Below are 24,854 nucleotides of genomic sequence, written 5' to 3'. Positions count from 1 at the left end.
TTACATACCATTAACATTGATGACTGAACTAATAAGCCAAGGATTTTCTTTGTGCTATGAATCGCTCAATAAATAAGATATATAAAAGGTCCATCTACCTGTCTATAACTTTAAAATACAGGGTAAAGTAGAAAGAACCATATATAGGAAAAAGGAGGATGAAAAATGGATTTCAAGCCCCGAAATCAAAGAGATCAATCCATTTCAGAATTACGTTATACTTATTCCGCTCGTAACCTATGGTCCGGTTTTCTATTCGGGATCGGATTGGTTGCATTCATCGATGAAGCCATCTTTCATCAACTATTACATTGGCATCATTTCTATGACAAATCCACAACCAGTATCGGGCTTATCTCGGATGGTTTATTTCATGCCCTAAGCTGGTTCGCAACGGTCGGGTCGTTATTCATGTTCGCTGACCTTCGCCGTCGAAAGGGGTTATGGCTGAAAAGGTGGATAGGGGGAGTTTTGCTCGGGGCAGGTTCTTTCCAGTTATATGACGGAATCATCCAGCACAAGCTCATGCGCCTCCATCAAATCCGTTACAATGTCGATATTTTCCCATACGACTTGACTTGGAACATTGCCGCTACAATCATGATCTTGATTGGCATTACCCTCGTCATTCAAACAAGGCGCAGCTTACTTAAAATGAAAGAAGACGCCAGCAATGCACAGTAATGGACATATTCATGATAACGGAACTGGTTTTGAACCGGTTTTATTGATGCTACTCATGCCGGGTTTAGTGATTTATATCGCAGCTGTCATCATTTCGAACCGCCGCTATAAAAAATGGCCATTATACCGTACCTTCTTTTGGATTCTTGGCACTCTCTGTGCAGCCTCTGCAATCATAGGCCTAATAGCCAATCGTGCGCATATGGACTTCACGGCGCATATGGTTGGTCATTTACTGCTTGGAATGATTGCACCCATCCTGCTCGTGCTTGCTGCACCCATTACGCTTGCACTGCGAACACTTGATGTACAATCAGCAAGACGCCTTTCAAAGGTGTTGAAAAGTTGGCCGCTGCGATTTTTAAGCAATCCAATCACTGCCTCTGCGCTTAATATTGGAGGGCTTTGGATCCTTTATACGACTGGTCTGTACCGGTTGATGCATCAGAATCCCCTTCTGCATGCATTAGTGCATTTTCACGTGTTCATAGCGGGCTATCTATTCACTGCGTCTATGATTTATATGGACCCTGCACCCCACAGGTTCAGCTTCATATTTCGAGCTATCGTATTTACAATTTCACTGGCCGGCCATGATATCCTTTCTAAATATATTTTTGCCCACCCGCCAAGCGGAGTCACCAAGGTACAAGCGGAAAATGGCGGAATGTTAATGTACTATGCTGGTGATGCGATTGACGTTGCACTTATATGCATCCTTTGCTATCAATGGTTCAAAGCCACCCGCCCCAAGGGGTCACTTGCCTTGTAGGAAGGCGGTTCTATGATTACTTCGGTAAACTCCTGCGTTTCTGTTTAATCGTCCAACATTTAGCTCATACTAATTTTTGATGAAAAAATTTTGGATGGAGCTGAATGAAAATGGAATATGAAGCGAACAATTCTACTGAAAATGCTCTTCGTGATTATAAAGCTGGAATCGGTGTCTTTACGCATAAAATGCCAGATCTTGCTGAGAAATTCAATTCATTTACGGAAGAGTGCTTTAAAGAAGGTCAATTGTCCAAGAAAGAAAAACAGCTTATCGCACTAGGAATAAGCTTATATTCACAAGATGAATACTGTATTATCTATCATACAAAAGGATGTCTTGATCAAGGCTGTTCCGAACAAGAAATTCTTGAAGCCATTGGTGTGACCGCGGCATTTGGCGGAGGAGCAACCATGAGCCAGGCTGTTACCCTCATCCAGGAATGCATTCAGGAAATAAATCAGATGAAACAATGATAAAGAAGGGATAGGAGAATCAGTCCTATCCCTTCTTTATGTTATTAATAACTGCTTTTAATGACTCATGTTGTTGTTATTTCCTTGTGCGGGGGCATACGAATTCATCATTTGTTGCATATCCTGCTGTGCAAGCTGCGGAACTTGGTAATAATGATGTTTGTTTTGATATATCGAAATCTCATAGGCCATTTCAATGCAGTTCGGAACGGAATCTGCAAATACGCGGCGAACCACCGGATTCGTTATTTCAAGCGCTGCCATCGCCTTCATGGATGCCGCAGACTTAACAGCCGCAAGCATCAAGCCTGAAATGCATTCATCCGTAATTTCCGATACGGATTGCAAAGGTTTTTTTGGCTGGGTTGGTGTCAATCCATATATAAAATCGTTACCTTGATTCATTTTGTAGCTCTGAGTTGGTTTAGAAGGATCCTGGCCCGTTTGGAAGCACTCCAATGAAATATTATATTCATCTTGGATGAACTGATATTGACGATCCAGAATGTCGAGTAATTCCTGATCTTGGACATGCTGACGCAAAAGAGTATACGTGTTTAAAGTACCGATCGCTCCCGACAGCACTTCATGTACATCGAATACTTCGTGACCACCGTGATTCAATTGTGGGGGGATAGCACCCGTTTGCATGTTCTGGTGTACTTGACCTTGTTGATATTGGTTTTGCATTGTATTTCCCTCCTCATTTTATCAATCAAGCGAACACGTTTAGTATGTTAAACCCCAACCGGATTATTCAATCTAAACTCTTCCAAGAAGACCAATAAACTGCTGCATCATTTTTTCTGTATAAAAAAATCGTGGCGCTTTAAACTATAAACACTTTATATACATGGGAGGATTTCTAATGACACATCAATGCTTCTATTGTAGTGATGTCACGGAAGAAAAAAAATCCATATAGTAACATTTCAAATTACTGACACGGATAGAAACGAAATGCTGTGTGATGAATGTTATCAAGAATGGCTGCAAGGAATAAAAGGGTAAGCATTAAAAGCCCTCTAACATTTCCCAAACACCAACGATGCATGCTTGGATGAATTCAGGGTAACTTAAATTCGTTAATGAATTTCAAGGAGGATGGTTATGGGAATTTTAAGCGGAAATCCGAAAGATGAGCCTATGCATTACGGAGAGGTTTTTGGAACATGGGCATTTCTAACAACTACAAAAGGGTTGATTGCCTGTCATCAAACCATGCTTAATCATACTGGCGACAAAGACCTGCATAAATTGCTTGTTGAAGTGATCTATCAAGGGAAACAGGAACATGACCAACTTGAATCATTATTAAAAGAAAATAACGTAGGACTGCCTCCCTCACCACCTGAAAGGCCTAAAGCTAATTTGGAGGATATTCCCGTCGGGGCACGTCTTCAAGATCCTGAAATCTCCGCTTCAGTATCAATCGATATTAATGCAGGATTAGTTGCTTGCAGCCAAATGATGGGTCAATGCATCCGCGAAGATATTGCACAGATGTTTGCGCAATTCCATACCAACAAAGCTGCATTGGGTGCTGACTTCCTAAGATTGAATAAGGAAAAAGGATGGCTTGTCCCTCCTCCCCTTCATATCAATAAAACAAGTATGTAAATAGTAATGATAGATCCCCTTAATCATGTTTTGTAATCGAATCAACATGATTAAGGGATTCATTCCAAAAGGACGATTAAGGAATCATTACCATTGAAGACTTTCGATCAAGTGGCACTTTGTACATTGTTGACTATAATCATTTTTCACAAATTCATGGTTGCAATTCTCCCGAAAAATATTCAGCTCCCTTTTCAGCTGCTCCAATTGAGTTTCCAACTGTTTCATTTCAACTTTTATCTGGATTACCCGATTCATCGAATTCTCCCTCTCGTCGGAATCATTGATAGATTTCCCCATCCGTTTTCCTAAATTCATTCGCTTTTTCTTTAAGCCCTTCATCAATTACCGACTCAAAGCCCAGACCCTTTTCCTTCGCCAAATCACGGATGTCCTGAGAGATTCTCATACTGCAGAATTTCGGTCCGCACATTGAACAGAAATGGGCTGTTTTGGCACCTTCTGCCGGAAGAGTTTCATCGTGATATTCAACCGCCCTTTCAGGATCAAGGGAAAGATTGAATTGATCTCTCCAACGAAATTCGAATCTAGCCTTCGAAAGGGCATCATCCCGTTTTCTTGCCTGCGGATGGCCTTTTGCAAGATCAGCTGCGTGTGCTGCAATTTTATAAGTAATGACCCCTACCCGAACATCCTCTTTATTCGGAAGTCCCAAATGCTCTTTCGGTGTCACATAGCAAAGCATGGCCGTTCCAAACCATCCAATCATGGCAGCACCAATCGCAGAAGTGATATGGTCGTATCCAGGAGCTATGTCCGTCGTCAATGGTCCCAGGGTATAGAATGGTGCTTCTTGACAGACTTCCAGCTGTTTATCCATATTTTCTTTAATCAAATGCATCGGTACGTGACCGGGTCCCTCCACCATGACTTGAACATCGTGCTTCCAAGCAATCTTCGTCAATTCCCCAAGTGTTTCCAATTCCGCAAATTGTGCCTCATCGTTTGCATCTGCAATGGATCCCGGACGGAGACCGTCACCTAATGAGAAAGAAACATCATACGTCTTCATGATTTCACAAATCTCTTCAAAGTGTGTATAGAGAAAGCTTTCTTGGTGGTGGGCCAAGCACCATTGTGCCATGATGGAGCCTCCCCGGGAAACAATCCCCGTAACTCGCTTTGCTGTCATTGGGATGTATCGCAAAAGCACACCAGCGTGTATGGTGAAGTAATCGACACCTTGCTCAGCCTGCTCGATTAATGTATCCCGGAATACTTCCCAATTTAAATCTTCCGCGACCCCATTCACTTTTTCCAATGCTTGATATATCGGAACCGTCCCAACAGGCACAGGTGAATTCCTGATAATCCATTCCCGCGTCGTGTGAATATTCTTTCCTGTGGAAAGATCCATTATGTTGTCTGCACCCCATCGTGTAGCCCAAGTCATTTTCTCCACTTCAGCTTCGATCGATGAACTGACAGCTGAATTTCCAATATTCGCATTTATCTTCACGTGAAAATTACGTCCGATGATCATGGGCTCACTTTCAGGATGGTTAATATTTGCCGGAATGATAGCCCGCCCGCTAGCTACCTCTTCCCTTACAAACTCAGGGGCTACATTTTCCCTGATCGAAATGAACTCCATTTCTGGAGTAATGATCCCTTTGCGGGCATAATGGAGCTGGGTTACGTTTTTCCCTTTCACCGCACGCAATGGTTTTCTTTTCAATCCCGGAAAAACTTCGGCATTGGATTGTGACTCCACTTTTCTATATCCGTTATCTTCCGGCTTTATTTCACGCCCTTCATACTCTTCAACATCTTCCCGTTCCAGAACCCAGCTGCGTCTAATCGGGGCAAGGCCTTTATGAATATCAATCGGATATTCTGAATCCGTATAGAAGCCGCTTGTATCATATACACGTAAAGGCGGATTCTCCTCTTCGCCGAATGCCCCTGTCGTCGGACTTAGCTCAATTTCACGCATAGGTACTTTAATATCGGGTCTAGATCCCTCAACATACACTTTTTTACTTCCGGCAAAACTGGACATAATTGAAACGTTCATGTCATTTACTGAATTACTCTTCATGATTTCATTTCTCCTTTTTAAGTTCATTTAAAAAGGACAAAATCCAATCCATTTCGCACGAAAAAGCCAGGTCTCATATTTAAGACCCGGCTAACGTTAGTATGACTACAGAAATGACCAGTTGAAAGGTCATCGTTAAGTAGATTCTAACTTCCCCACGCTGGTATGAACCAGATCAGGTCCTGAGGGTTAAGAAGCTTAAGCGCTTCTCTCTCAGCCCAACTTTTATTGGACACCCCTAGTCTGAATAATTTAATTGATTACAGGGTAACTATATCTCACCCTTTTCATTCTGTAAATAATTTAAAAGACCTAGTATTTTCTCTGCAATCATCTAAAATTTGTTATTTGGAGGAGGACCGCCAATTAATTCCCCAGGCCCCCAAGGATAGGGAAAAGCTCCTCTAAATGCGTGATTTCGTAGGTTGGAATCACTTCATTCCGTTCCTTATCATGGCGATTTATCCAAACCGACTTTATGCCTACCCGTGATGCTCCAAGGATATCGGTCATTAAATTATCGCCGACCATCAATACTTCATCCTTATCTAGCTCCATGATTTCCAAAGCATGCTCAAAAATGGAGGCATCCGGTTTACCTCGTCCAAATGCGCCTGAAATCACGATTTGGTCGAAATAAGGAACCAGTTCAGGCGTTATTTCAAGTTTGGTATTTTGCAGCTCAGGAGATCCGTTCGTAAGCAATAGCAATTTGTACTTCCCTTTTAATTCATCCAGAACACGGAATGTTTCTTCATAGATAAATGGCTTTTTGCGTCTTTCGGCCGGGAAACGTTCTGCCAGTTCAAGCCCAAATTCCGGGTCATCGATCCCTAATGCCTTCAAGCCCCTCGTCCACGCTTCTTTCCGATAAGCCGGTACAATCCCGGCCATCTTCCGGAATTCATCATGATCATCCTGAAAATTCCCCCATAGTCCCTCAAATGGGTTGATTCCGATCATTTGAGTGAATGCATATGTATCGTAAGAAGAATAAAGATCACGCGCTTCCTTCCGCACCGCTTCTTCAAACTCGTCGACATTCAGACCATATTTCTCCTTGGCAACTTCGCATGTGGCCACAAAAGCCTCTTTTACACTTTTCTGATCCCATAGTAATGTATCATCTAAATCAAAAAAAACTGCCTTCAGCAAAATGTCCACCCCTCTTTCCCCAATATTGAATTCGTAAAAATTACACTATTACAATAATAAACCACAACCAATAAAAAAAGAATAACTATTCGGAAAATGCATGTCTCTTTCTTCGCAAAATGGCTTACCTTTTCCGGTGGGAACCATATATTCATTTCCCTTTTCCGCTTTCAAATACATACAATTTTCCATTTCTAGCAATCTTGAACTTTGGACCGGTGAACCCCCGTCGGATCAGCTCTTTCCTCATATATACCATGAGGGCGGCATGACTCACGATCAGAACATTCCTTTCCCCCTTTGCAAAGACTTCATCCAATACTTTATTGATTCTTTGCTCAGCAAACTTAATTTCCGCCCTTGTCTGCTTGTTGATCACCGAGCAGCAGCGAATCCAGATGGCCCAAAGGATGAACGGCAGCTTAATCCTTCCTCTCAGAGGGGGAGAAGGTATTTCCCGCAGCTCCTCCATCCGATGAACCGTGCCTGGAAAGATGTGTTCCGCTGTCTTGACGGCTCTCGACATATCACTGCAATAACATTCCTGCCATTCCTCCACGCCTAATAAAGTCGTTCCATAAATAATATCCGCTGCATCATAGTCCACAAACCATTGCTTCATATCATCCGCCGTCACAGATTTCCCAGTAGGAAATTCATGTGCCACCTTAAAATGCCGTACCAAACCAATTTTCATATATTCTCCTTTTTATCTTTTAAAATATTCGTTTCTATTTCTTATAAAAGCCCTTAACAATATATTAACCTATGTAAAGCAATATAATAAATGCAAGTTGAAACCATTAAAAACCTACTGAGCGCCCCTTGTGTATGGTTAAAGGTTCTCACAGATTGTGTCACTGCAAGAATTTGATTATCATAAGGAAAAATATTATGGCCATATGTAAAAAAGAGAAAGCATATCGCCTTCTCCTTTCGTTTAATCTATGAATTGGAGTTCTGTTATCGTACATCTTTTCCTGAATTTATATTTCCCGCTCAAATCACTGAATTGATAATCATTTAGGGATTTCCCCAGTTGTTCCTTTAGTCTATCCGCCGTGATGGATTCCTCAACTGTCTCTTTCCAATTTTCATTTCCCATTATCTCTTCGAACGGAATGGTAGTCAGGACTTCATCATATATCTGGATGCTTTGATCGATGCCGAAGCTGCCATAGATACTGCCATTTTCATCGGCAAAGATATGCTCCGATTCCAATTCTTCCACCAATACTTCCAGATATCCCTTTGCCTTAACAGGCTTGATGGCAATCTCCGCTTCTGCCTTTACAGGTCCCAATCTTTTATCGCTGATCTCTATCGTCAATTTAACGTGAACGGGGGGATAACCAAACCCTTCACAAAGTTCTGCTGCCGAGTTATATACCATCTGAACATCCTCCTTTTGTCACTATCATTATATAATATAAATACTCCATTTCCTTACCAAAAACCCTTATTCAAGTTCACTTGGCATATTCTCCTTCATCAATTGAAGGGTCAGTCGTCACATTTCCGGATTCCCCTGAAACGAATCCACCCATTATAGTAAAAAAATCAGTGTAAACCTGATTTCTTCGGTTCAAAGGCATAACTATCATTCATATTTCAAACCTCTTTTATACGTTTATCCATAATACACCATTAACTATTTATGAACATAACCAAAAAGTCCAATGCAACTCCATGCATTGGACTTTTTATGAGCTTCAGATTACGGCTTTAGCACCACTTTAATACATTCATCTTCATGATCGTTAAAGATTTGATAAGCCTCACTCGCTTTTTCGAGAGGGACTTTATGGGATATGATTTCCGTGGGGTCGAACTTTCCAGCCGTGATTTCATCAAAAAGCTTTGGCATGTAGTGAATGACTGGTGCTTGTCCCATTTTCAGGTTAATGTTCCGCTCAAATATATTGCCTAATGGGAACATATTATATTTCGAACCGTATACGCCAGTCAGTTGAATCGTGCCGAATTTACGTACGGCGTTAAGGGCAATCTCGATCGCACTTAACGTTCCACCCTGAAGTTTCAGCTTTTGCTCAACCGCCTCAAGCGGCGATTTCTTCCCATCCATTCCCACACAATCTATGACCACATCGGCACCGCCAGAAGTGATTTCCTTAATGTAGCTGCCCATATCGTTATATTCATCGAAGTTATACGCCTCTACCTTATTCATCCGTTTAGCCTTATTGAGTCTATAAGGTAGATTGTCGATGGCAATGACCCTTTTTGCTCCTTTCATCCAAGCGAACTTCTGAGCCATCAAGCCAATCGGCCCACAGCCCAATATCGCTACCGTATCATCTTTATTGACGCCAGCGTTCTCTACACTCCAATATGCGGTTGGCAGCACATCGGACATGAACAAAAGCGACTCATCTTCTAGTTCGCATGACTCTGGAATGACAAACGGCATGAAGTTTCCATATGGTACCCTTAAATATTCTGCCTGCCCGCCTGGATAGTTCCCATATCGTTCCGTAAAACCAAAGTACCCACCTGTATCCACCGCTTCATTAGGGTTGGAATTATCACATTGACTCTCCATATCATGTTCACAATAATAACAGTGCCCGCAAGAAATGTTGAAAGGCAGGACAACCCTATCCCCTTTTTTCACCTTTGTCACTTCCGGACCCACTTCTTCGACGATGCCCATCGGTTCATGGCCAATGACATAATCTTTATGCGTCGGCAAAGCCCCCTGATATATATGGAGGTCGGACCCGCATATAGCTGTTGAAGTCACCCGGACGATAATATCATCCTTTTCCTGAAGTTTCGGATCTTCAACCTGTTTTACCTGTATATCTTTTGCTCCTTGAAAAGTTACAGCCTTCATAATCAACCTCCTAAAATTTTCTTGATTTATTTTATATACCCGTCCGAAAGACTACTAAGCCTATGGACATCTAATTTCCCCAAGAATTAATCGCCCATTATGCTGCACCTGGATGACAAAAAAAAAAGCCCCGGAAACCGGAACTCACATTTGAAACCATTTATTTAATAACTTTATTTCCATTATCTTTGTGCTTATACTCACTTAGTACCTCGTTGAACACATCGGGATAATTCGTAAACAGCCCCGTTGCACCCCACTCAAGCGCCTTTTTCATATCGGCTCTTTCATTTACTGTATATGGATGGAATTGGAGGTCATGGTTTCGAACCATCTTCACATATTGTCCGTCAACTTTACTGAAGTTCGGGCCAACGCCAACTGCATATTCCTTTATGGATTCCAATTCTTCATCGGAAATGGTTGCTTGGGTCTTGTATGAAAAAAGTTGCACAAGAGGTAACTTTGGATTCAAATCATGAACCTTCATAAGGCTTTCTTTACTGAACGATTGTATTAATACATTGTTTGTACGGCCCTTCGAATCCACCATTTTATATTCTTCCAGAACCTGCAGAAGTTCTTCTTCCATCCCTGGATACACATCAGGGGACTTTGTTTCGATATAGTAATTGGCCTTCTTTCCAAACTTCTTAAAGACTTCTTCAAGAGTAGGGACCTTTAACCCTTCATATCCCTCTTTTGCCAATTGTGGATATTTTTCATTGAACCAAGTACCGGCGTCCAGTTTCTTGATTTCTGCCAGCGTTAAATCCTTCACAAGTCCAGTACCATTCGTTGTACGATCCACTTTTTCATCATGCATTGCTACCAATCTACCATCCTTGGTCATTTGAAGATCGATTTCTATGTAGTCGCCTTTCATTTGTTCTCCCATTTGATAAGCGGGAATGGTATGTTCAGGTGCATAACCAGAAGCTCCCCTATGTGCGACATTCACAATTTTCTTCTCATGAATAGATGAATTGGAATGACTTCCATTTGCAGCGGAGGCCCCCATTGAAGTAGCCTGCAATATAAAGGCCGCACTCATCATACAAAAACCGAATTTCTTTAGATTCGTTTTCATTTCCCTCTCTCCCTCCTATTATTACCATTATTTTAAAAGGGGAATGTGAATCTACAGCGAATATAATGTAAAGAAATAATATAGTAGTTAAAATGGTTAAAATAACCTATCAAAAGCAGGGCATTCATGCAGTTCGTTCTACCCAACCAAAAAGTTGTATGAAAACTTTATTGTTTGATTAATGATAAGAAGCCTCCTAAAAGCCTCTTTTTCTAAAAAAAATATAAAATATTTCTTGGCATGTACATATTGGAATAGTAGAAAAAAACGACCGTCCAAATGATTATAACCAAATATTTCCAAACCCTCCGCATTTCTTAACTCCTTACTCCGCTTTTATGCAAGTCATGCTTCTTATTCAAACAATTTAAATCTTCCATACCTATAATAAACCAAACTTTCAGACGATAAATCTCATATATTGGAAAGTACACACCTTTCCCTTTCCATAATATAGATACAAAGGTTATCGATGACAAAATCTATCTTTTTCTGATTTACAAAAAACTAGTATCATATTACTATTAAGCAAACAGAATATTAATACTAAGGGGAATTATGTTAAAAAATTATCAATATTATCAAAACAAACACCGATTTATACTGAAGGCTTTCATGGCAATGATATCCTTTTTACTATTAGTTGGGATTTCTGTATCACCTATAAGTTGGAAAGATAATCCCTACGAGATGACATTACAGGTCATTTTAATATCGGGGATGATAATTTCTCTGTTATTTTTCTTAAAAACAGAAGTCAATTTTTATAAAACCCTATTCATTTTCTTAATTACTGTTTATTTTTATAGCAAATTTTGGATATTCCCGGATACTGCCATCATGCTGGCCTTATTTGCTATAGCACCCTTGTTTCCCATTTTTCTCTTTGATAAGATCGGGTTTTATATTGTGGCCAGTTTAAATATCTTATTAGGTCCCGCTTCCATCTTGATCATTTCAAAAACGGATCTTCAACACACTTATGAATATGTCGCTTTGGATAGTTTCGGCAACACGCTTAATTTCATCGCTATACAAATCATATTGGTATTCGTATTCATAGGAACCAATAATAGGATGGAATCCAATAATGCATTTCATAAGGAAATACAGCAGGCCAAGCAATTGAACTCAGTCGGACAGCTAGCTGCCACCATTGCACATGAGATACGTAATCCGATTACAGTCGTTAAAGGGTTTGCCCAGCTATTAGATCAAGAGAAGGAACTGAATGAAACGGAAAAATTTTATGTACAGACCATGCTTACGGAACTTGAATATACACAAGTGATTATCAATGACTATTTGTCTTTAGCTAAACCGCAAACGGATAATGTACAGGTCATTCCTTTAAATGATGAAATCCAAAAGATTTCCGACCTATTGACCAGTTTTGCCAATAATCGCAACATCGGCTTTCTTCTCGATTTCCGTGACGACCTGCACATTAACATGAATCCCATCGAGCTTAAACAGATACTGGTCAATATCATGAAAAATGGAATTGAGTCAATGAACAAACCCGGATTCATCAAGGTGGAAACAGAGCAGGAACGCACTATGGCAAAAATACGAATAACGGATACAGGAATAGGTTTATCAAAAGAGCAGCTTGAAATACTTGGCACCCCATTTTACTCGCTTAAAGATAGGGGGACCGGTATCGGCCTGACCGTTTGTTATTCCATCGTTCAAAAATACAAAGGGAAAATCGTGGTACAGAGCGAAGTGAACAAAGGAACATCGTTCACCATTTATTTGCCCTTATATAATAAAATAGATTAAACATACATACCTAATAAGAAAAAGGATGACCACCCATCACCGGGCAGTCATCCTTTTTCAATTACGCTTTAAAGCTATCTTGCCATTTCAGAAAATGATTTTCTAAAAGGCGGACAAACGAGTCTGAGATTTTACCAGCGAGGGCAAATATGATGATGCCTACGAATACGACGTCCGTTTGCATGAATGAACGGGCATCCTGGATCATGAAGCCCACCCCTCTATCCGCACCAAGCAATTCAGCGACGACCAGGCACATCCAAGCCGCACTTAAGGCTAAACGGATACCAAGTAATATGTTAGGCAATGCTGCCGGAATCATGAGCTTCGTTATTTGTTCCCGACGGCTAAACTCCAAGATTAGGGCAACATCGTAGAGTTTTTTATCCACATTCCGAAGACCCAAAAAAGTTTGTAGATATAGAGGAAAAAAAGCACCTAAAGCAATAAGCAGCACTTTTGATAGTTCACCAAACCCGAACCACATAATGAATAAAGGCGTGATCGCGAGTAAAGGAACCGTTCGTAACATTTGAATGCTTGGGTTAAGATACTCTTCGGATTTTTTTTGCATCCCAACGATGACACCAAACAATAAGCCTAAAAACCCACCTAAGGCAAAGCCTAGAAAAGCCCGCGTTAAACTGATCTGTAAATGCATGCCCATTTCCCCCGACTGGACGAGATCAATGAACGTCATGACGATCAAGAAAGGGGATGAGAACAATTGGGCAGGCAGGATGCCAACCGAACCTAATGCTTGCCATGCAATCAACACGACAACGGGAAGGACCGAACCCCGCAATGCCGATTTGGCAAGTTTGGATTGTTTTGTCGTTTCCCTTATGACAAGGTGCTTGTTTTGTGCAACGGTCTGTGTAGACATAATTTTCATCCTTCCTTTTTCAAAAATTCAATTAAATGCTCCAATCTTCCACCTCTGCTGGATGATGTTCAAGTTGTGTTAATATGACGGACCTGAATTCCTGGAACGCTTTGCTTGTTCGGGTTCTTGGGTATGGCAAATCTATCGGAACGATAGCTTTAATCCGTCCAGGCTTTGCATCCATGACGACCACCTTCCTCGATAAAAAGATGGATTCATCAATATCATGGGTGACAAGCACCATCGTTGTCTTATTCCTCTCCCATATTTCCAGTAAAGCCTCTTGAAGATGCGTTCGCGTGAATGCATCCAATGCACCGAATGGCTCATCCAGCAATAAAACTTCAGGATTACGCAATAAGGCCCTGGCAATGGCAACACGCTGTGACATTCCTCCGGATAATTGGCGTGGATACGCCTTCTCAAAACCTTTTAGTTTAACAAGTGATATCAAATCATCCACCCTTTTTCGAATGTCCGGTTTCTTTAATGGAAGGTTACCTGCAATATTCTTCTCCACGTTTAGCCATGGAAATAATCGGTGCTCCTGAAAAATGAAACCACGGTCTTTTGATGGGGCGCTAACCTTAAGATCCCCTGCCATGATCGTGCCATCAAAGTCTGAATCAAGTCCTGCGATCAACTTTAATAATGTGCTTTTCCCGCAGCCGCTCGGACCAATGATGGTTACGAACTCACCATTGTTGACGGTCAGATTTAAATGATCCAAAACATGGACACTTTCATTCTCATTCTTAAATGTTTTGCTTACCTGATTAATTTCTAATGTCGCAACCAATCCCCTCACCCTTTCTCAAATAAAAAAAATAGAGATCCAGCAATAAGGCACAAATTGTCCCTTTGCTGAATCTCTAGTTAACTAGTCGATTCAATATTTCATTTTATATTAACTTATCGATTATTTATAATCAACACCTAATACCAATTTATTTTATCGGATTAATCGTAAAAAATAATTGACAGATAATTCTAACAGCTGTTAAGATGCATTCATACACAAATCCGCTTCACACTGGAGCCAATTAAATAAAGGTCATGTGAATCAACTGGACTACCGGAGATTCAATGAAGAGTAACCAAGCAAACTCTTCGTTGAATCTCTTTTTTGTCATTAGTCTGGCTATCCAGATGTGTATAGCTGTAAAAAAGGAGGAAATTCATGAAGGAATATCGTAAACATCTAACCGCAGTACTACTTGCCATCATTAGCATCGCTGTATTGACAGGCTGTAATTCCGATGCCGGCAAAGCTTCCGGGAAAAGTGATCCACTGAAAGTTCATATTGCCTTAAATGGCAAGATGGGACCATTGGTCATTGCAAAGGAAAAGGGATTGTTCAACGAAGAGTTTTCTAAACTGGATGCTCAAATCGAATGGAGTGAATTCCAGAGTGGTCCCCCGCTTTTGGAATCCCTCGCTTCCAATCGGGTTGACCTGTCTTTTTTAGGGGATGGTGCACTGATTGCCGGCATTGATAAGAATCTGCCATTCGAAGTGATTGCACAAACAGGACGGGGTGAGTCATCTGTCCGGATCCTGGCTCAAGCAGAAGGAAACATAAAGAAGATTGAAGACTTAAAAGGAAAAACGGTCGGCGTTGCCTCGGGGACAACGGGTCATGTGTATTTAATCAAGGCATTGAAAGCCCATGGCTTAACGACTGATGACATTAAACTCATCAATTTGCAACCAGATGATGCTCAAGCGGCTTTTGAAACCAAAAAATTGGACGCCTGGGCAATATGGAACCCTTATTACCTTAATAATATTGAAAAAGGGAATGCTGTCGCACTTAAAGTAAAAGGAAAAATATTAGCTCCTGGTGCAATCATTGCACGTAAGGGCTTTGCCGAAGAGCATCCTGAAATTGTCGAGGCCTATTTAAAGGTTTATAAAAAAGCAGCCGACTGGCAAATTGAGAATCCAGATGAAGCATCTGAAATTTATTCCAAAGAAACTAAATTGCCAGTGAGCACCGTAAAGACAATAATAACGGCCGAAAAACCAAATATCTTCTTTACCGAAGATGCCATCAAAGCACAACAAGAATCCATCGATACTTTAGCTGGTGTGGGTTATATCAAGAAATCATTTAATTTTAAAAATCAGATCAACAATGAATACATTGATGAAGCCTTTAAAAAATAAAAAACTAACCTTACAGGAGGAGATTGATTATGACGGAAACTAAAACACAACAATTGAAAGTGGTACCGGTAGCAGGAAGGATTGGAGCGGAAATTCAAGGAGTGCAATTAAGCGGAGACTTGGATTTAACTATTTTCAATGAAATCAAACAAGCGTTAAACGATCATAAAGTCATATTCTTCAAAGGTCAAAATCATTTGGACGATGCCAGCCAAGAAGCATTTGCCAAACTATTGGGTGAACCTTATGCACATCCTACAGTACCGGTCAAAGACAATACTAACTATATTTTCGAGCTTGACTCCGAACGCGGTGCTAAAGCAAACCATTGGCACACTGATGTCACTTTCGTTCCAGAGGTTCCTAAATACTCTGTTTTAAGAGGGGTGACCATCCCTGATGTTGGCGGAGATACAGTTTGGGCCAATACGAATGAAGCATATGAGGACCTGCCGGATGGATTGAAGAAATTAGCGGACGGACTATGGGCAATCCATACAAATGAATATGATTATGCTCAATTCAAACCAGCCGAAAACATTGATGATGAGGTTAAAAAGAAATATCGTGATATATTCGAATCGACCATTTATAAAACAAGGCACCCAGTCGTTCACGTACACGCCGAAACCGGAAAAAGGCATTTGTTATTAGGTGGCTTTGCTGGTAGAGTGGAAGGCTATACAACAAGTGAATCCGAAAGATTATTAAGCATCTTCGATTCATACGTCACGCGCTTAGAAAATACCGTGCGTTGGCAATGGAGTGAAGGCGACGTGGCCATTTGGGATAACCTAGCCACGCAGCATTACGCTATTGCCGATTACGGGAACCAGCACCGCGTCGTTCGCAGGGTCACAGTAGGAAAAGACGTTCCCGTAAACAAGGAGAACGAGTCCAGCAGACTAATTGTTAAGAAATAAAACTCCTGTATCGAAGGTAAGCTTCCATTACTTGACTGCCCCATAAGCGAATGAAAACATTCAAACGGCCTTATTGCAGGAAGTTTGAGTGTTTTCTTTATTGAGCAGGACTAGCCAACTCGCCCTTTGGCATTTTCAGTACTTTGTCCCCTCATTTAAAATTAACTTCAATGAATTCAACCTCTTCTGCCCGACTTAATGTTCCATGGGCTTTTCCAACGGTGCCTTCTTTATCTTCCCAAAAGAAGTTATGGTCCTGAACGATCGTGCTAAAATCAAAGTCTCGCCACCGGGCAGCGATGGACAGCAATCTATCTCTATGCTGAAAATCACTTGAATCCACTATTTTATAAACTTCTTCTATAATCTTAGGGGACATCGGTATAGCTCCCCATTTATCTTGCGAGCGAACCTTTTGATGAGTCATTTTATGCATGACGTCCATGACTTCCGTTTCGGTTGAGCCCTCATCAAGTCCCGTTTCAAATTCAATCCCATCATATATCGCCGTTTTCGCTTCAAGTTCCGCAGCTTTAGCTTTCGCTTCCCTTTTGGCTTCGATTTTTTCATCTTCTCTTTCTCTTTCAATTTGTTCTTTGGCTTCCCTGGCTTCCATTACGAGTTGAGCTTTTTCGTACTCATTGGAGTTCTCCATGATTTTAAAGGAAGCAACCCCCACCCCGAATAATGCAGCAGCAGAGATTCCACTAATAAGTAAAACCTTTTGCGGTTTCTTCATAAAAACTTCCTCCAAGATTGATAATGTCAGATACTATTTATTTTAACACATTAAATGGATGGACTATCCAGAAAAGGAAGACATCCAAACCCAGATATCGATAATTACCCAACATACCATTCCATTTTTTCCAAAAGATTCATTCGTCACTTATTGCATACTGGATGACACATATAATGCAGCAACAGTATACAAAGACAAATTGATAATACCGGGTGCCGGGCATTGTGAAGCTAAGGTAGTGGATTTGGAATAGTATTGAAACAAGGTATGGGGTTTTGTGGATAAATAGATGGAGTGATGTAAAAAGGTAAAAAAAACTGCCAATCTAATATCGGCAGTTTCTTTTCGTTTTAGTACAGCCAGCGTCTTTATCAGAATTAATTATCCTGAACGATTATTTCATCGATTATACCGTAATCCTTCGCCTCATTTGCACTTAAGAAGTAATCGCGATCTGTGTCCTTCGCCACCTTTTCGATAGGCTGACCGGTCCTTTCGGAGATGATTTGATTGATATGATCCTTTAGCTTCAAAATCCTTCGGGCAGAAATTTCGATTTCCGTTGCTTGCCCCCTCGCCCCACCAAGCGGTTGATGAAGCATGATTTCACTATTTGGCAAAGCGCACCTTTTCCCTTTCGTACCCGCCAATAAAAGCATGGCACCGAATGATGCGGCCATCCCCGTACATACAGTCCGGATATCAGGCTTAATATATTGCATCGTATCATAAATGGCGAAACCGGCACTGGTCGATCCCCCGGGACTGTTTATGAAGATGGTAATTTCTTTATCAGGTGCATCTGCTGCCAAGAATAACAATTGGGCAACCACACTATTGGCTAAATGATCGGTGATTTCTTCCCCAATCATGATGATACGGTCTTTTAGAAGTCTGGAATAAATATCGTACGAGCGCTCACCCTTGCTGGATTGCTCAATTACATATGGAATGGTGGTCATATCTCTTCTTCCTCCTAACAATAATATTGGCTATGCAGCCATTGAGAGTGTGTTTGAAGGAGTGAAGCTTGATTTGGAAAGATTCGAACAATTCATCATTTTAGGAATCATCGACTCACTGTTCAGGGATTTGAAAGATGGGATGCTTTTAATGAGGATATCAGGATTTTGGGCTTTTAAAGCCTGTGTCATCAGGGACATGAGACGCTGCTCCTCCTCATCCTGCCAAACTTCCACGCAAGCCAACCTACGATCTTCAACATCATTCTCAAAACGCTTCTTCACACGGTTCAAGATTGCCTTTACAGCCGTTTCCGTGGTGTTCAAGTAATCTGAGATTTCTTTTGACCGGTAGAGGAATCCTTCCTTTAATATGAACACTACCGCTTGTTTCGGGGTAAGGGATTTTATTATATATTCAACAGTTTCAAAGACATTTCCCCCAACTGCCCCCAGTTGTTCGGTATCCAACAGATCGTCTAAAGATTCTTTTTTCCTTTTTCGTATCGTATCAATCCAGGAATGTCGGGCTATCGTCTTCAATAAAGCTGTGGTTATCACCGTTTTTTTCCCATAGCCCTGCATTGCCTTCAATATCGTTTCCTGAGCCAAATCATCCCCATCCCAATTATTTTGGGTCAGAAATCGGCAAAACCGAATCAATTCAGGATAAACTTCACGCAAAATTGTACCGTTATCCTTTTCTTCAGAAATATCTTCCCTCAATTTATTTATCATTTTTCTCACTCCTTCAACACCCTCTATCCTCTAAACGTTTCAGAAAGAGAAAAAGATATGGGGGTGAAAAAATTTCCTTCATTCTTCATTATATTCTATTCCATTTTTTCCATTGGATTTCCTTTCATACTAAAAACCTGTTTGGTTAAGATCCAAACAGGCTAATATAGGCCTCCCCCGCTGTGTACCCGGTTCATCACCAATCATTTCAGTGTAGACCTTATTTTCCAAAGCACTTATTATTCCCCGTGCATTCCGCTCCATTCCAATAAGCCAGCCAGACGCTTGGATGTAACGTATCTGATGCCTTTGTGTGAATCCTTAATTCGATCCATAGGAACTCTGCTGCTATTCTAAGTGTTCAATACATTCGACCGTGTATTCGCTAGGTTCCATTTCGTTTACTTCCATACCAAACCAACTGGAGGAGCGACTCTCATTAGCGCTATCTTTACAATAGTTCACCATAGAACCTGCTGGCTTTTCTTCAGACTCTTGATCGCTCATCTCTTCAAAATTCACCGACCGCACGTTATGACGCTCGCTGTCTGACTTTTCATTATCCAGGTCTGCGAACATGAACATGCAGTAAAAAACCAAAACCATAATTGCCATGGTAATCAACCTTGACATTATAGGGTGTAATTTTTTCAATATAGCCAAAACTCTCTTCATGGTGGTTTCCCCAATCCTGCTAAAGCATATTACATTCAGAATGAATTAATTCATCTATTAAATATCCATCAATAACACTAGTTTAGAAAAATATTACTATTTTCATTATATCAAGTTCCAGAAGTTTTTATTGCCATTATTCAATAAACAACTAAAAATACTCCGAACCCTATAAAATGGACAGTCCAAAAAATATCAATATACCCCTCAAATTGACTTCCCTCCTTTTTCAGTGTTACTCTTAAAAGTATACATTCAAAATACTGATTCCATTGGCGTGAAATAAGGGTGATCACTTTTGCCAAAAGAACATTTAATAGACGTTCAACCAATCAGATCATCGGAAAAATTAGATGATATGAAATGGTCATTGAAAAGACATTGCAGCGAGAGAGACTACATATTGTTCTTGTTAGGCATCAATACCGGCTTACGGGTGACTGATCTATTATCGCTGAAGATAAAGGACATTGAAGGCAAGATGGAGGTCATCATCAAGGAAGGGAAAACAAAAAAGCCAAGAATGATACAGCTTAATACCATATGTAATGAATTGGCCGCCTATATAGCCACCATTGATGGTGAATGGCTATTCCCCTCACGCAAGGGCGATAAGCCAATAAGTAAGATACAAGCATACAGACAGCTTAATAAAGCAGCGGACATGGTGGACATCGAGGGCGTCGGTACACATACCATGCGGAAAACATTCGGGTACTGGCACTATAAACGAAGTAAGAACCTCGCTGAATTACAAATGATCCTTAACCATTCACACCCTGTAATTACACTTAAGTACATTGGGTTTGCTGATGAAGGAACAGAGGGCAGCTTATATGACTTTACACTATGGGAGGACGGAAGAAATGTCACTGACTGAATACAATGCAAAATATGAATCTATCATTCGCAGCAATATTTCCGACAGACAAAAGGCATTGAAGTTAGCTGATCTAATGATCGATATGGAAGGCCAGCTAAAAAATGAAATCGGGGAACATCGAAATAAAGAGGTAAATGCTTTATATAAAAAAGTATCCCTTTTCTCCAACTTGTTATGAAATAGTCCTAAGACCTTGCCCTTATGTGCAAAGGTCTTTTTTTTGCCTTGAAAGTAAAATTTGTTTCCTTAAGGCTATACACTGAACTCAATTAACATCCGACTGACTCGGTACTGGTTTCCATGTTTACAAATTAAACATACTTAAGGAATACTTTTTCGCCATCATTTCCAAGATTTTTATCCCGGCAACGCTGTTCCCCCTCTCATCCAGCGCTGCACCATAAATTCCAATCCCGCATTTTCCGGGGACGGCTCCCATGATTCCCCCTGACACACCGCTTTTAGCCGGTATGCCAACATTAATGGCAAATTCACCTGATGCGTTATACATGCCGCAGGTAACCATGAATGTCTTGCAAATACGGGCAATGTCCCCTGGGATGATTTGCTTTCCCGTCAGCAAATCTTTCCCATTCATGGCAAGCACACAGCCTATCCTCGCTAAATCCTGACTGTCCATTTCAATGGCACACTGCTTCGAATACAATTCGATTAAATCCTCCACATCCTCATTTATTACATGATGCTGCTTTAAAAAATAGCTTAACGACCTATTCAAGTCTGCTGTATTATATTCTGACCGGGCAACATCTTCATTAAAGCCGATATTCGGATTTTGCGTCAACTCCCGGATAAAATGTAAAATACGCTGAAATCGCTCGGTTACACTGGCACCCTCTATCATGTGGGTCACAGTCAATGCTCCTGCATTGATCATGGGGTTTAACGGCTTGGATGGCTTGTTTGTCTCTAGCTTGGCAATTGAATTAAAAGGATCCCCAGTGGGTTCCTTTCCTACATAGGAAAAAACATGATCCTCCCCTTTTTCCATTAATACAAGAGCAAGTGTCAAAACTTTTGATATGCTTTGAAGGGTCATTTTACCGCTTACATTCCCCGCACAATATCCTTTCCCGTCAGGATAATAAATAGCAACAGACAAATCCTCAGGATTCGCCTTTTCAAGAGCCGGTATATAGTTTGCCACTGTTCCGTTACTCGTATATTTTTTTGCCTCATCAACCAGTTGCTGTAATTCGTCATTGGACCTGCATTGACATCCCATATTGTTCACAATTTTCCGCCCCTTAGAAAATTTGTTTTGTGAAGTATTCTTTGATAGTGTTTTTTTATTTATTGCCATATTCCATCGATATTATTAAAAATACTGCTAAGCGGCTACTTTCCTGGTCTTGGATTTCTTATATAATAATTCTTTAAAGAAATTTTTATATGCTCCTCCATTTATTATTTACTGAATTTAATTCACCCTTTATAAGGTCTTCCTATACCTCCCTCCTGTTTAATGCACAGGTTCTTTTTTAAAGAATAAAGAAAAACAACAACATATATAACAAAGGTCAAGCTGTAAGATAGGTGGGCTTACGCCTTGTAAAAAAACAGGGGCAACTTCTCTGTTCTTTAAAGATTTAATTGAAAAAAGAAGGAATTAGAAGCGATCAGACGGAAATATAGAACATACGAATATTATTGCATAAGCTTTTATATGTATTTCACACTTGATGGAAAGTAGGAAAGGTCATGGGAAAATCAAAAAGTTTACAAGAAATCTATAACGCCAACCGTCCAGAAAATAATGAACTTTTCCGAGCGATACAACAGCAGCTACAACTGAAGCATCCAGACAAACGAATGACAGCTACGAGAACCATGCAAATAATTGTGGCTGATAGTGTTTCATCTGGAGAGCTGCGTAATGTGGGAGCCCGCCTTCTTTACAGTTTATAAGGATCTGTTGATTCATAAGCCCTTTAAAATTTCCGAACACAGAAACGATCTCATCATTGAAAGAATTTCTAAAAAACGGCCCATTTGTTGAATAAAGTAAATAGAAGAAGTATATAATCAAACTGGTTATGATCGAGCCTGAGACCTAACGATCGAGCTTGAATCAACATGGTAGATATAATTTGGTTCGTTTCGTAAAAAAACTTCATTCTTTCGCCTACGTCGTGCACCCGGTGCAATGATTTTTGCCTTTGGAAAAGTCTCAGATATTTTATTACTCAATTTCAATATATATCTACTTTCAACTGGTGAGTAAAAATGCTCAAAAGATAAAGATTGACAACATTTTTAGAGTGACTCATACTAGTAATGACTCGGGTGACAGAATATTATGAATAGTGGAGGGGTAATTATGAATAAGATTTTCGTTCCTAACGCAATCGCCACTTTAACAAGGCTTTTCTACAGTTCGACTACAACGAATGAGTATTTAGCTATGAGAACCGCTCAATTCTACATTGAAGACCTGAAGTTACTGCAAGACGTGGAGGCTGTTGCCTTGGCGATCGAAAATCAAAATGCTTTCGCATTAATGTCTAAATTCAAATTATTTGATTATAAGGCTGCTGAAAAAATTGAAATCGCACTCTCCGCTTCTGGCTATACCGAAGCAGACTTGAATGCTATGAATATTGAATTCTAAATCATTTATCAAAGTTAACGAAACGAATGGCAGAGTTAATACTCTTTGACCATTCGTTTTTTTTAATCGTAGTAACAAACGTGCTCCTTAATAGAGAATTCATGTATCGTTTTGTAGCTTCAATAGGCGTCTGTCACAGCGTATCACATGATATCCTAATACCCTTAATCACTCCCATGATGTTTGTTTGCTCCTTCGTTTCACTTTTCCTACATTCTTGAGTGATGGAAAATTATTTGATCTTGTAGTGTCATGAACACAAAAAAGCTTCACACAATTAAGTGTGAAGCTTTTTGTAATAGCAATCCTTCGCTATTGGTGATACCGGTGGCCGGGGTCGAACCGGCACTCCAGAGGAACACGATTTTGAGTCGTGCGCGTCTGCCAATTCCGCCACACCGGCATGTATGTTGGAGGCGGCAACCGGAATCGAACCGGTGGTAAAGGTTTTGCAGACCTCTGCCTTACCGCTTGGCTATGCCGCCAACGTTTTTTGGAGCGAAAGACGGGATTCGAACCCGCGACCCCAACCTTGGCAAGGTTGTATTCTACCACTGAACTACTTTCGCATATGGCTGGGCTAGAAGGGATCGAACCTTCGCATGACGGAATCAAAATCCGTTGCCTTACCGCTTGGCTATAGCCCATTAACGTTGTAATCATTATATCATATTTTTTAAAATGGGGCGACTGATGGGAATCGAACCCACGAATGCCTGAACCACAATCAGGTGCGTTAACCACTTCGCCACAATCGCCATTATATAATTTAAATTGGCAGGGGTAGTAGGACTCGAACCCACACTGGAGGTTTTGGAGACCTCTGTTCTACCTTTAAACTATACCCCTGTAATAAAATGGTGGAGGGGGGCAGATTCGAACTGCCGAACCCGAAGGAGCGGATTTACAGTCCGCCGCGTTTAGCCACTTCGCTACCCCTCCGCATATGGATGAAACATGGTGCCGGCAAGAGGACTTGAACCCCCAACCTACTGATTACAAGTCAGTTGCTCTACCAGTTGAGCTACACCGGCACTACTATGGTGGCTCAGGACGGAATCGAACCGCCGACACAAGGATTTTCAGTCCTTTGCTCTACCGACTGAGCTACTGAGCCAAACAATAAAAATGGCGGTCCCGACGGGAATCGAACCCGCGATCTCCTGCGTGACAGGCAGGCATGTTAACCGCTACACCACGGGACCATAGATTGCGGGGACAGGATTTGAACCTGCGACCTTCGGGTTATGAGCCCGACGAGCTACCGGACTGCTCCACCCCGCGACGGTAATAATGTTACTATTTTGCATCAAGTTTTCGTGTTAAGCGTTTCAATGGGCTGAATAATCAATCCTTTATGCAGAAACAACCTGATCTTATTAAAAATGGTGGAGGATGACGGGATCGAACCGCCGACCCTCTGCTTGTAAGGCAGATGCTCTCCCAGCTGAGCTAATCCTCCAATATGTTATCTAAATGGTGACCCGTACGGGATTCGAACCCGTGTTACCGCCGTGAAAGGGCGGTGTCTTAACCGCTTGACCAACGGGCCAGGTATAAATGGCGGAGAGCAAGGGATTTGAACCCTTGAGACAGGGTTACCCGTCTACACGATTTCCAATCGTGCTCCTTCGGCCACTCGGACAGCTCTCCAATAATGGCTCCGCAGGTAGGACTCGAACCTACGACCGTTCGGTTAACAGCCGAATGCTCTACCACTGAGCTACTGCGGAACAATATAA

General features: G+C 41.1%; 26 protein-coding genes, 15 tRNA genes, 1 pseudogene and 1 riboswitch. Of the genes and pseudogenes, 12 read left to right on the top strand and 30 right to left on the bottom strand.

The annotated features are described in order from the left end of the window. Positions 1 to 165: 165 nt before the first annotated feature. The 3 genes from AC2YHV_RS23005 (at position 166) to AC2YHV_RS22995 (ending at position 1,932) form a co-directional block, all read left to right on the top strand. The gene (locus tag AC2YHV_RS23005; protein ID WP_057275556.1) at positions 166 to 684 is read left to right on the top strand and encodes a DUF2243 domain-containing protein; all 519 of its coding nucleotides are present in this window, start codon (positions 166 to 168) and stop codon (positions 682 to 684) included. Continuing rightward, positions 674 to 1,456: a cytochrome c oxidase assembly protein gene (locus AC2YHV_RS23000; protein ID WP_487374242.1), complete on the top strand. Its 783-nt coding sequence runs from the start codon at positions 674 to 676 to the stop codon at positions 1,454 to 1,456. Before AC2YHV_RS23005 ends, AC2YHV_RS23000 begins: the two co-directional genes overlap by 11 nt. 110 nt (positions 1,457 to 1,566) lie before the next feature. After that, positions 1,567 to 1,932 (top strand): carboxymuconolactone decarboxylase family protein, encoded by a 366-nt coding sequence (locus AC2YHV_RS22995; RefSeq protein ID WP_098864922.1) that lies wholly within the window; start codon positions 1,567 to 1,569, stop codon positions 1,930 to 1,932. 57 nt (positions 1,933 to 1,989) lie between these two features. Here AC2YHV_RS22995 and AC2YHV_RS22990 read toward each other — a convergent pair whose 3' ends face one another. Beyond that, on the bottom strand, positions 1,990 to 2,622 hold the full coding sequence (locus AC2YHV_RS22990) for a spore coat protein (protein ID WP_063577311.1): 633 nt from the start codon (positions 2,620 to 2,622) through the stop codon (positions 1,990 to 1,992). A gap of 420 nt (positions 2,623 to 3,042) precedes the next feature. Here AC2YHV_RS22990 and AC2YHV_RS22985 point away from each other — a divergent pair, with 420 nt between their 5' ends. Further along, positions 3,043 to 3,552 carry a DUF3231 family protein gene (locus AC2YHV_RS22985; RefSeq protein WP_487374241.1) on the top strand — a complete coding sequence of 170 codons (510 nt, stop codon included), beginning with the start codon at positions 3,043 to 3,045 and terminating at the stop codon, positions 3,550 to 3,552. An 87-nt stretch (positions 3,553 to 3,639) separates the two neighbouring features. On the opposite strand, the gene AC2YHV_RS22980 is transcribed toward AC2YHV_RS22985, so the two are convergent. The 7 genes from AC2YHV_RS22980 to AC2YHV_RS22950 form a co-directional block, all read right to left on the bottom strand. Continuing rightward, on the bottom strand, positions 3,640 to 3,810 hold the full coding sequence (locus tag AC2YHV_RS22980; RefSeq protein ID WP_153246124.1) for a hypothetical protein: 171 nt from the start codon (positions 3,808 to 3,810) through the stop codon (positions 3,640 to 3,642). Between the two features lie 22 nt (positions 3,811 to 3,832). Continuing rightward, on the bottom strand, positions 3,833 to 5,614 hold the full coding sequence (thiC, locus tag AC2YHV_RS22975) for a phosphomethylpyrimidine synthase ThiC (protein ID WP_048684249.1): 1,782 nt from the start codon (positions 5,612 to 5,614) through the stop codon (positions 3,833 to 3,835). A 135-nt stretch (positions 5,615 to 5,749) separates the two neighbouring features. Next, a riboswitch (TPP riboswitch) is annotated at positions 5,750 to 5,864 on the bottom strand. 116 nt (positions 5,865 to 5,980) lie between these two features. After that, a complete protein-coding gene (locus AC2YHV_RS22970) occupies positions 5,981 to 6,769 on the bottom strand; it encodes an HAD family hydrolase (protein WP_098864921.1) in 789 nt (262 codons plus the stop codon). 151 nt (positions 6,770 to 6,920) lie between these two features. Then, the gene (locus tag AC2YHV_RS22965) at positions 6,921 to 7,466 is read right to left on the bottom strand and encodes a histidine phosphatase family protein (protein WP_268564924.1); all 546 of its coding nucleotides are present in this window, start codon (positions 7,464 to 7,466) and stop codon (positions 6,921 to 6,923) included. A gap of 243 nt (positions 7,467 to 7,709) precedes the next feature. After that, entirely contained in the window at positions 7,710 to 8,162 is a 453-nt protein-coding gene (locus AC2YHV_RS22960; RefSeq protein ID WP_487374240.1) for a hypothetical protein, read from the bottom strand. Between the two features lie 324 nt (positions 8,163 to 8,486). Next, positions 8,487 to 9,626, bottom strand: coding sequence for a zinc-dependent alcohol dehydrogenase (locus tag AC2YHV_RS22955; RefSeq protein ID WP_427603517.1), 1,140 nt, complete (start codon positions 9,624 to 9,626; stop codon positions 8,487 to 8,489). Positions 9,627 to 9,786: 160 nt separating this feature from the next. Further along, positions 9,787 to 10,716 carry a glycerophosphodiester phosphodiesterase gene (locus AC2YHV_RS22950; RefSeq protein ID WP_487374239.1) on the bottom strand — a complete coding sequence of 310 codons (930 nt, stop codon included), beginning with the start codon at positions 10,714 to 10,716 and terminating at the stop codon, positions 9,787 to 9,789. 615 nt (positions 10,717 to 11,331) lie between these two features. On the opposite strand from AC2YHV_RS22950, the gene AC2YHV_RS22945 reads away from it, so the two are divergent. After that, on the top strand, positions 11,332 to 12,501 hold the full coding sequence (locus AC2YHV_RS22945; protein WP_176548602.1) for a sensor histidine kinase: 1,170 nt from the start codon (positions 11,332 to 11,334) through the stop codon (positions 12,499 to 12,501). Positions 12,502 to 12,562: 61 nt separating this feature from the next. On the opposite strand, the gene AC2YHV_RS22940 is transcribed toward AC2YHV_RS22945, so the two are convergent. Together AC2YHV_RS22940 and AC2YHV_RS22935 are read right to left on the bottom strand one after the other, a co-directional pair. Next, positions 12,563 to 13,396: an ABC transporter permease gene (locus tag AC2YHV_RS22940; RefSeq protein ID WP_487374238.1), complete on the bottom strand. Its 834-nt coding sequence runs from the start codon at positions 13,394 to 13,396 to the stop codon at positions 12,563 to 12,565. A gap of 22 nt (positions 13,397 to 13,418) precedes the next feature. Further along, positions 13,419 to 14,186, bottom strand: a complete 768-nt coding sequence (locus AC2YHV_RS22935) for an ABC transporter ATP-binding protein (RefSeq protein WP_063577319.1) — start codon at positions 14,184 to 14,186, stop codon at positions 13,419 to 13,421. 381 nt (positions 14,187 to 14,567) lie between these two features. On the opposite strand from AC2YHV_RS22935, the gene AC2YHV_RS22930 reads away from it, so the two are divergent. Both AC2YHV_RS22930 and AC2YHV_RS22925 read left to right on the top strand, forming a co-directional pair. Continuing rightward, on the top strand, positions 14,568 to 15,557 hold the full coding sequence (locus AC2YHV_RS22930) for an ABC transporter substrate-binding protein (protein ID WP_487374237.1): 990 nt from the start codon (positions 14,568 to 14,570) through the stop codon (positions 15,555 to 15,557). Positions 15,558 to 15,586: 29 nt separating this feature from the next. Then, a complete protein-coding gene (locus tag AC2YHV_RS22925; RefSeq protein WP_098186834.1) occupies positions 15,587 to 16,480 on the top strand; it encodes a TauD/TfdA dioxygenase family protein in 894 nt (297 codons plus the stop codon). Positions 16,481 to 16,631: 151 nt separating this feature from the next. On the opposite strand, the gene AC2YHV_RS22920 is transcribed toward AC2YHV_RS22925, so the two are convergent. Beyond that, on the bottom strand, positions 16,632 to 17,219 hold the full coding sequence (locus tag AC2YHV_RS22920) for a DUF6241 domain-containing protein (protein WP_487374236.1): 588 nt from the start codon (positions 17,217 to 17,219) through the stop codon (positions 16,632 to 16,634). Positions 17,220 to 17,355: 136 nt separating this feature from the next. Between AC2YHV_RS22920 and AC2YHV_RS22915 the strand changes: the two are divergent. After that, positions 17,356 to 17,475 (top strand): annotated as a pseudogene (locus AC2YHV_RS22915) (alpha/beta hydrolase); the annotation flags it as partial. 124 nt (positions 17,476 to 17,599) lie between these two features. Here AC2YHV_RS22915 and clpP read toward each other — a convergent pair. From clpP to AC2YHV_RS22900, 3 genes are all read right to left on the bottom strand, one after another. Beyond that, entirely contained in the window at positions 17,600 to 18,184 is a 585-nt protein-coding gene (gene clpP / locus AC2YHV_RS22910; protein WP_034305312.1) for an ATP-dependent Clp endopeptidase proteolytic subunit ClpP, read from the bottom strand. A gap of 30 nt (positions 18,185 to 18,214) precedes the next feature. Continuing rightward, positions 18,215 to 18,922 carry a sigma factor gene (locus AC2YHV_RS22905; RefSeq protein WP_487374235.1) on the bottom strand — a complete coding sequence of 236 codons (708 nt, stop codon included), beginning with the start codon at positions 18,920 to 18,922 and terminating at the stop codon, positions 18,215 to 18,217. 348 nt (positions 18,923 to 19,270) lie between these two features. Beyond that, positions 19,271 to 19,597 (bottom strand): hypothetical protein, encoded by a 327-nt coding sequence (locus AC2YHV_RS22900; protein WP_268564916.1) that lies wholly within the window; start codon positions 19,595 to 19,597, stop codon positions 19,271 to 19,273. 358 nt (positions 19,598 to 19,955) lie between these two features. Here AC2YHV_RS22900 and AC2YHV_RS22895 point away from each other — a divergent pair, with 358 nt between their 5' ends. Together AC2YHV_RS22895 and AC2YHV_RS22890 are read left to right on the top strand one after the other, a co-directional pair. Continuing rightward, positions 19,956 to 20,477: a tyrosine-type recombinase/integrase gene (locus AC2YHV_RS22895; protein ID WP_487374280.1), complete on the top strand. Its 522-nt coding sequence runs from the start codon at positions 19,956 to 19,958 to the stop codon at positions 20,475 to 20,477. Continuing rightward, a complete protein-coding gene (locus AC2YHV_RS22890) occupies positions 20,464 to 20,658 on the top strand; it encodes a hypothetical protein (protein WP_098864911.1) in 195 nt (64 codons plus the stop codon). Before AC2YHV_RS22895 ends, AC2YHV_RS22890 begins: the two co-directional genes overlap by 14 nt. Positions 20,659 to 20,784: 126 nt before the next feature. On the opposite strand, the gene glsA is transcribed toward AC2YHV_RS22890, so the two are convergent. After that, positions 20,785 to 21,726: a glutaminase A gene (gene glsA, locus AC2YHV_RS22885; RefSeq protein ID WP_487374279.1), complete on the bottom strand. Its 942-nt coding sequence runs from the start codon at positions 21,724 to 21,726 to the stop codon at positions 20,785 to 20,787. Positions 21,727 to 22,202: 476 nt separating this feature from the next. Here glsA and AC2YHV_RS22880 point away from each other — a divergent pair, with 476 nt between their 5' ends. Further along, positions 22,203 to 22,409, top strand: a complete 207-nt coding sequence (locus tag AC2YHV_RS22880) for a hypothetical protein (protein WP_098186839.1) — start codon at positions 22,203 to 22,205, stop codon at positions 22,407 to 22,409. Positions 22,410 to 22,821: 412 nt separating this feature from the next. Continuing rightward, positions 22,822 to 23,112 carry a hypothetical protein gene (locus AC2YHV_RS22875; protein ID WP_034305321.1) on the top strand — a complete coding sequence of 97 codons (291 nt, stop codon included), beginning with the start codon at positions 22,822 to 22,824 and terminating at the stop codon, positions 23,110 to 23,112. 322 nt (positions 23,113 to 23,434) lie between these two features. On the opposite strand, the gene AC2YHV_RS22870 is transcribed toward AC2YHV_RS22875, so the two are convergent. The 15 genes from AC2YHV_RS22870 to AC2YHV_RS22800 form a co-directional block, all read right to left on the bottom strand. Continuing rightward, a tRNA-Leu gene (locus AC2YHV_RS22870) sits at positions 23,435 to 23,515 on the bottom strand. Positions 23,516 to 23,523: 8 nt separating this feature from the next. Next, positions 23,524 to 23,597 (bottom strand) — tRNA-Cys (locus AC2YHV_RS22865). A gap of 9 nt (positions 23,598 to 23,606) precedes the next feature. Then, positions 23,607 to 23,681: transfer RNA gene (locus tag AC2YHV_RS22860), tRNA-Gly, on the bottom strand. Positions 23,682 to 23,684: 3 nt separating this feature from the next. Then, positions 23,685 to 23,759, bottom strand: a tRNA-Gln gene (locus AC2YHV_RS22855). Positions 23,760 to 23,794: 35 nt separating this feature from the next. Further along, positions 23,795 to 23,870, bottom strand: a tRNA-His gene (locus tag AC2YHV_RS22850). 17 nt (positions 23,871 to 23,887) lie between these two features. Beyond that, positions 23,888 to 23,961 (bottom strand) — tRNA-Trp (locus tag AC2YHV_RS22845). 9 nt (positions 23,962 to 23,970) lie between these two features. Then, positions 23,971 to 24,054, bottom strand: a tRNA-Tyr gene (locus AC2YHV_RS22840). Between the two features lie 16 nt (positions 24,055 to 24,070). Further along, a tRNA-Thr gene (locus tag AC2YHV_RS22835) sits at positions 24,071 to 24,146 on the bottom strand. 7 nt (positions 24,147 to 24,153) lie between these two features. Next, positions 24,154 to 24,229, bottom strand: a tRNA-Phe gene (locus tag AC2YHV_RS22830). 12 nt (positions 24,230 to 24,241) lie between these two features. Then, a tRNA-Asp gene (locus tag AC2YHV_RS22825) sits at positions 24,242 to 24,317 on the bottom strand. A 5-nt stretch (positions 24,318 to 24,322) separates the two neighbouring features. Then, positions 24,323 to 24,396, bottom strand: a tRNA-Met gene (locus AC2YHV_RS22820). Positions 24,397 to 24,498: 102 nt separating this feature from the next. Then, positions 24,499 to 24,574, bottom strand: a tRNA-Val gene (locus AC2YHV_RS22815). 15 nt (positions 24,575 to 24,589) lie between these two features. Then, positions 24,590 to 24,664 (bottom strand) — tRNA-Glu (locus AC2YHV_RS22810). Positions 24,665 to 24,673: 9 nt separating this feature from the next. Further along, positions 24,674 to 24,765 (bottom strand) — tRNA-Ser (locus tag AC2YHV_RS22805). Positions 24,766 to 24,770: 5 nt separating this feature from the next. After that, positions 24,771 to 24,845 (bottom strand) — tRNA-Asn (locus AC2YHV_RS22800). Positions 24,846 to 24,854: the final 9 nt, after the last annotated feature.

The sequence above is a fragment of the Peribacillus sp. SRI_006 genome, from assembly GCF_057586375.1.
Note: the sequence above shows the minus strand (reverse complement) of the source record. Positions and strands in the feature narration are given on the sequence as shown.

What these genes read in the sequence shown, in the direction of transcription:
- AC2YHV_RS22950 (WP_487374239.1), bottom strand. Translation starts at nt 10,716, where the DNA reads ATGAAAACGAATCTAAAGAAATTCGGTTTTTGTATGATGAGTGCGGCC.
- AC2YHV_RS23000 (WP_487374242.1), top strand. Translation starts at nt 674, where the DNA reads ATGCACAGTAATGGACATATTCATGATAACGGAACTGGTTTTGAACCG.
- thiC (WP_048684249.1), bottom strand. Translation starts at nt 5,614, where the DNA reads ATGAAGAGTAATTCAGTAAATGACATGAACGTTTCAATTATGTCCAGT.
- AC2YHV_RS22945 (WP_176548602.1), top strand. Translation starts at nt 11,332, where the DNA reads ATGGCAATGATATCCTTTTTACTATTAGTTGGGATTTCTGTATCACCT.
- AC2YHV_RS22960 (WP_487374240.1), bottom strand. Translation starts at nt 8,162, where the DNA reads ATGGTATATAACTCGGCAGCAGAACTTTGTGAAGGGTTTGGTTATCCC.
- AC2YHV_RS22875 (WP_034305321.1), top strand. Translation starts at nt 22,822, where the DNA reads ATGAATAAGATTTTCGTTCCTAACGCAATCGCCACTTTAACAAGGCTT.
- AC2YHV_RS22890 (WP_098864911.1), top strand. Translation starts at nt 20,464, where the DNA reads ATGTCACTGACTGAATACAATGCAAAATATGAATCTATCATTCGCAGC.
- AC2YHV_RS22965 (WP_268564924.1), bottom strand. Translation starts at nt 7,466, where the DNA reads ATGAAAATTGGTTTGGTACGGCATTTTAAGGTGGCACATGAATTTCCT.
- AC2YHV_RS22990 (WP_063577311.1), bottom strand. Translation starts at nt 2,622, where the DNA reads ATGCAAAACCAATATCAACAAGGTCAAGTACACCAGAACATGCAAACG.
- AC2YHV_RS22880 (WP_098186839.1), top strand. Translation starts at nt 22,203, where the DNA reads ATGGGAAAATCAAAAAGTTTACAAGAAATCTATAACGCCAACCGTCCA.
- AC2YHV_RS22930 (WP_487374237.1), top strand. Translation starts at nt 14,568, where the DNA reads ATGAAGGAATATCGTAAACATCTAACCGCAGTACTACTTGCCATCATT.
- AC2YHV_RS22980 (WP_153246124.1), bottom strand. Translation starts at nt 3,810, where the DNA reads ATGAATCGGGTAATCCAGATAAAAGTTGAAATGAAACAGTTGGAAACT.
- AC2YHV_RS22985 (WP_487374241.1), top strand. Translation starts at nt 3,043, where the DNA reads ATGGGAATTTTAAGCGGAAATCCGAAAGATGAGCCTATGCATTACGGA.
- AC2YHV_RS22895 (WP_487374280.1), top strand. Translation starts at nt 19,956, where the DNA reads ATGAAATGGTCATTGAAAAGACATTGCAGCGAGAGAGACTACATATTG.
- AC2YHV_RS22940 (WP_487374238.1), bottom strand. Translation starts at nt 13,396, where the DNA reads ATGAAAATTATGTCTACACAGACCGTTGCACAAAACAAGCACCTTGTC.
- AC2YHV_RS22955 (WP_427603517.1), bottom strand. Translation starts at nt 9,626, where the DNA reads ATGAAGGCTGTAACTTTTCAAGGAGCAAAAGATATACAGGTAAAACAG.
- AC2YHV_RS22900 (WP_268564916.1), bottom strand. Translation starts at nt 19,597, where the DNA reads ATGAAGAGAGTTTTGGCTATATTGAAAAAATTACACCCTATAATGTCA.
- AC2YHV_RS22995 (WP_098864922.1), top strand. Translation starts at nt 1,567, where the DNA reads ATGGAATATGAAGCGAACAATTCTACTGAAAATGCTCTTCGTGATTAT.
- AC2YHV_RS22925 (WP_098186834.1), top strand. Translation starts at nt 15,587, where the DNA reads ATGACGGAAACTAAAACACAACAATTGAAAGTGGTACCGGTAGCAGGA.
- AC2YHV_RS22905 (WP_487374235.1), bottom strand. Translation starts at nt 18,922, where the DNA reads ATGATAAATAAATTGAGGGAAGATATTTCTGAAGAAAAGGATAACGGT.
- AC2YHV_RS23005 (WP_057275556.1), top strand. Translation starts at nt 166, where the DNA reads ATGGATTTCAAGCCCCGAAATCAAAGAGATCAATCCATTTCAGAATTA.
- AC2YHV_RS22920 (WP_487374236.1), bottom strand. Translation starts at nt 17,219, where the DNA reads ATGAAGAAACCGCAAAAGGTTTTACTTATTAGTGGAATCTCTGCTGCT.
- glsA (WP_487374279.1), bottom strand. Translation starts at nt 21,726, where the DNA reads ATGGGATGTCAATGCAGGTCCAATGACGAATTACAGCAACTGGTTGAT.
- clpP (WP_034305312.1), bottom strand. Translation starts at nt 18,184, where the DNA reads ATGACCACCATTCCATATGTAATTGAGCAATCCAGCAAGGGTGAGCGC.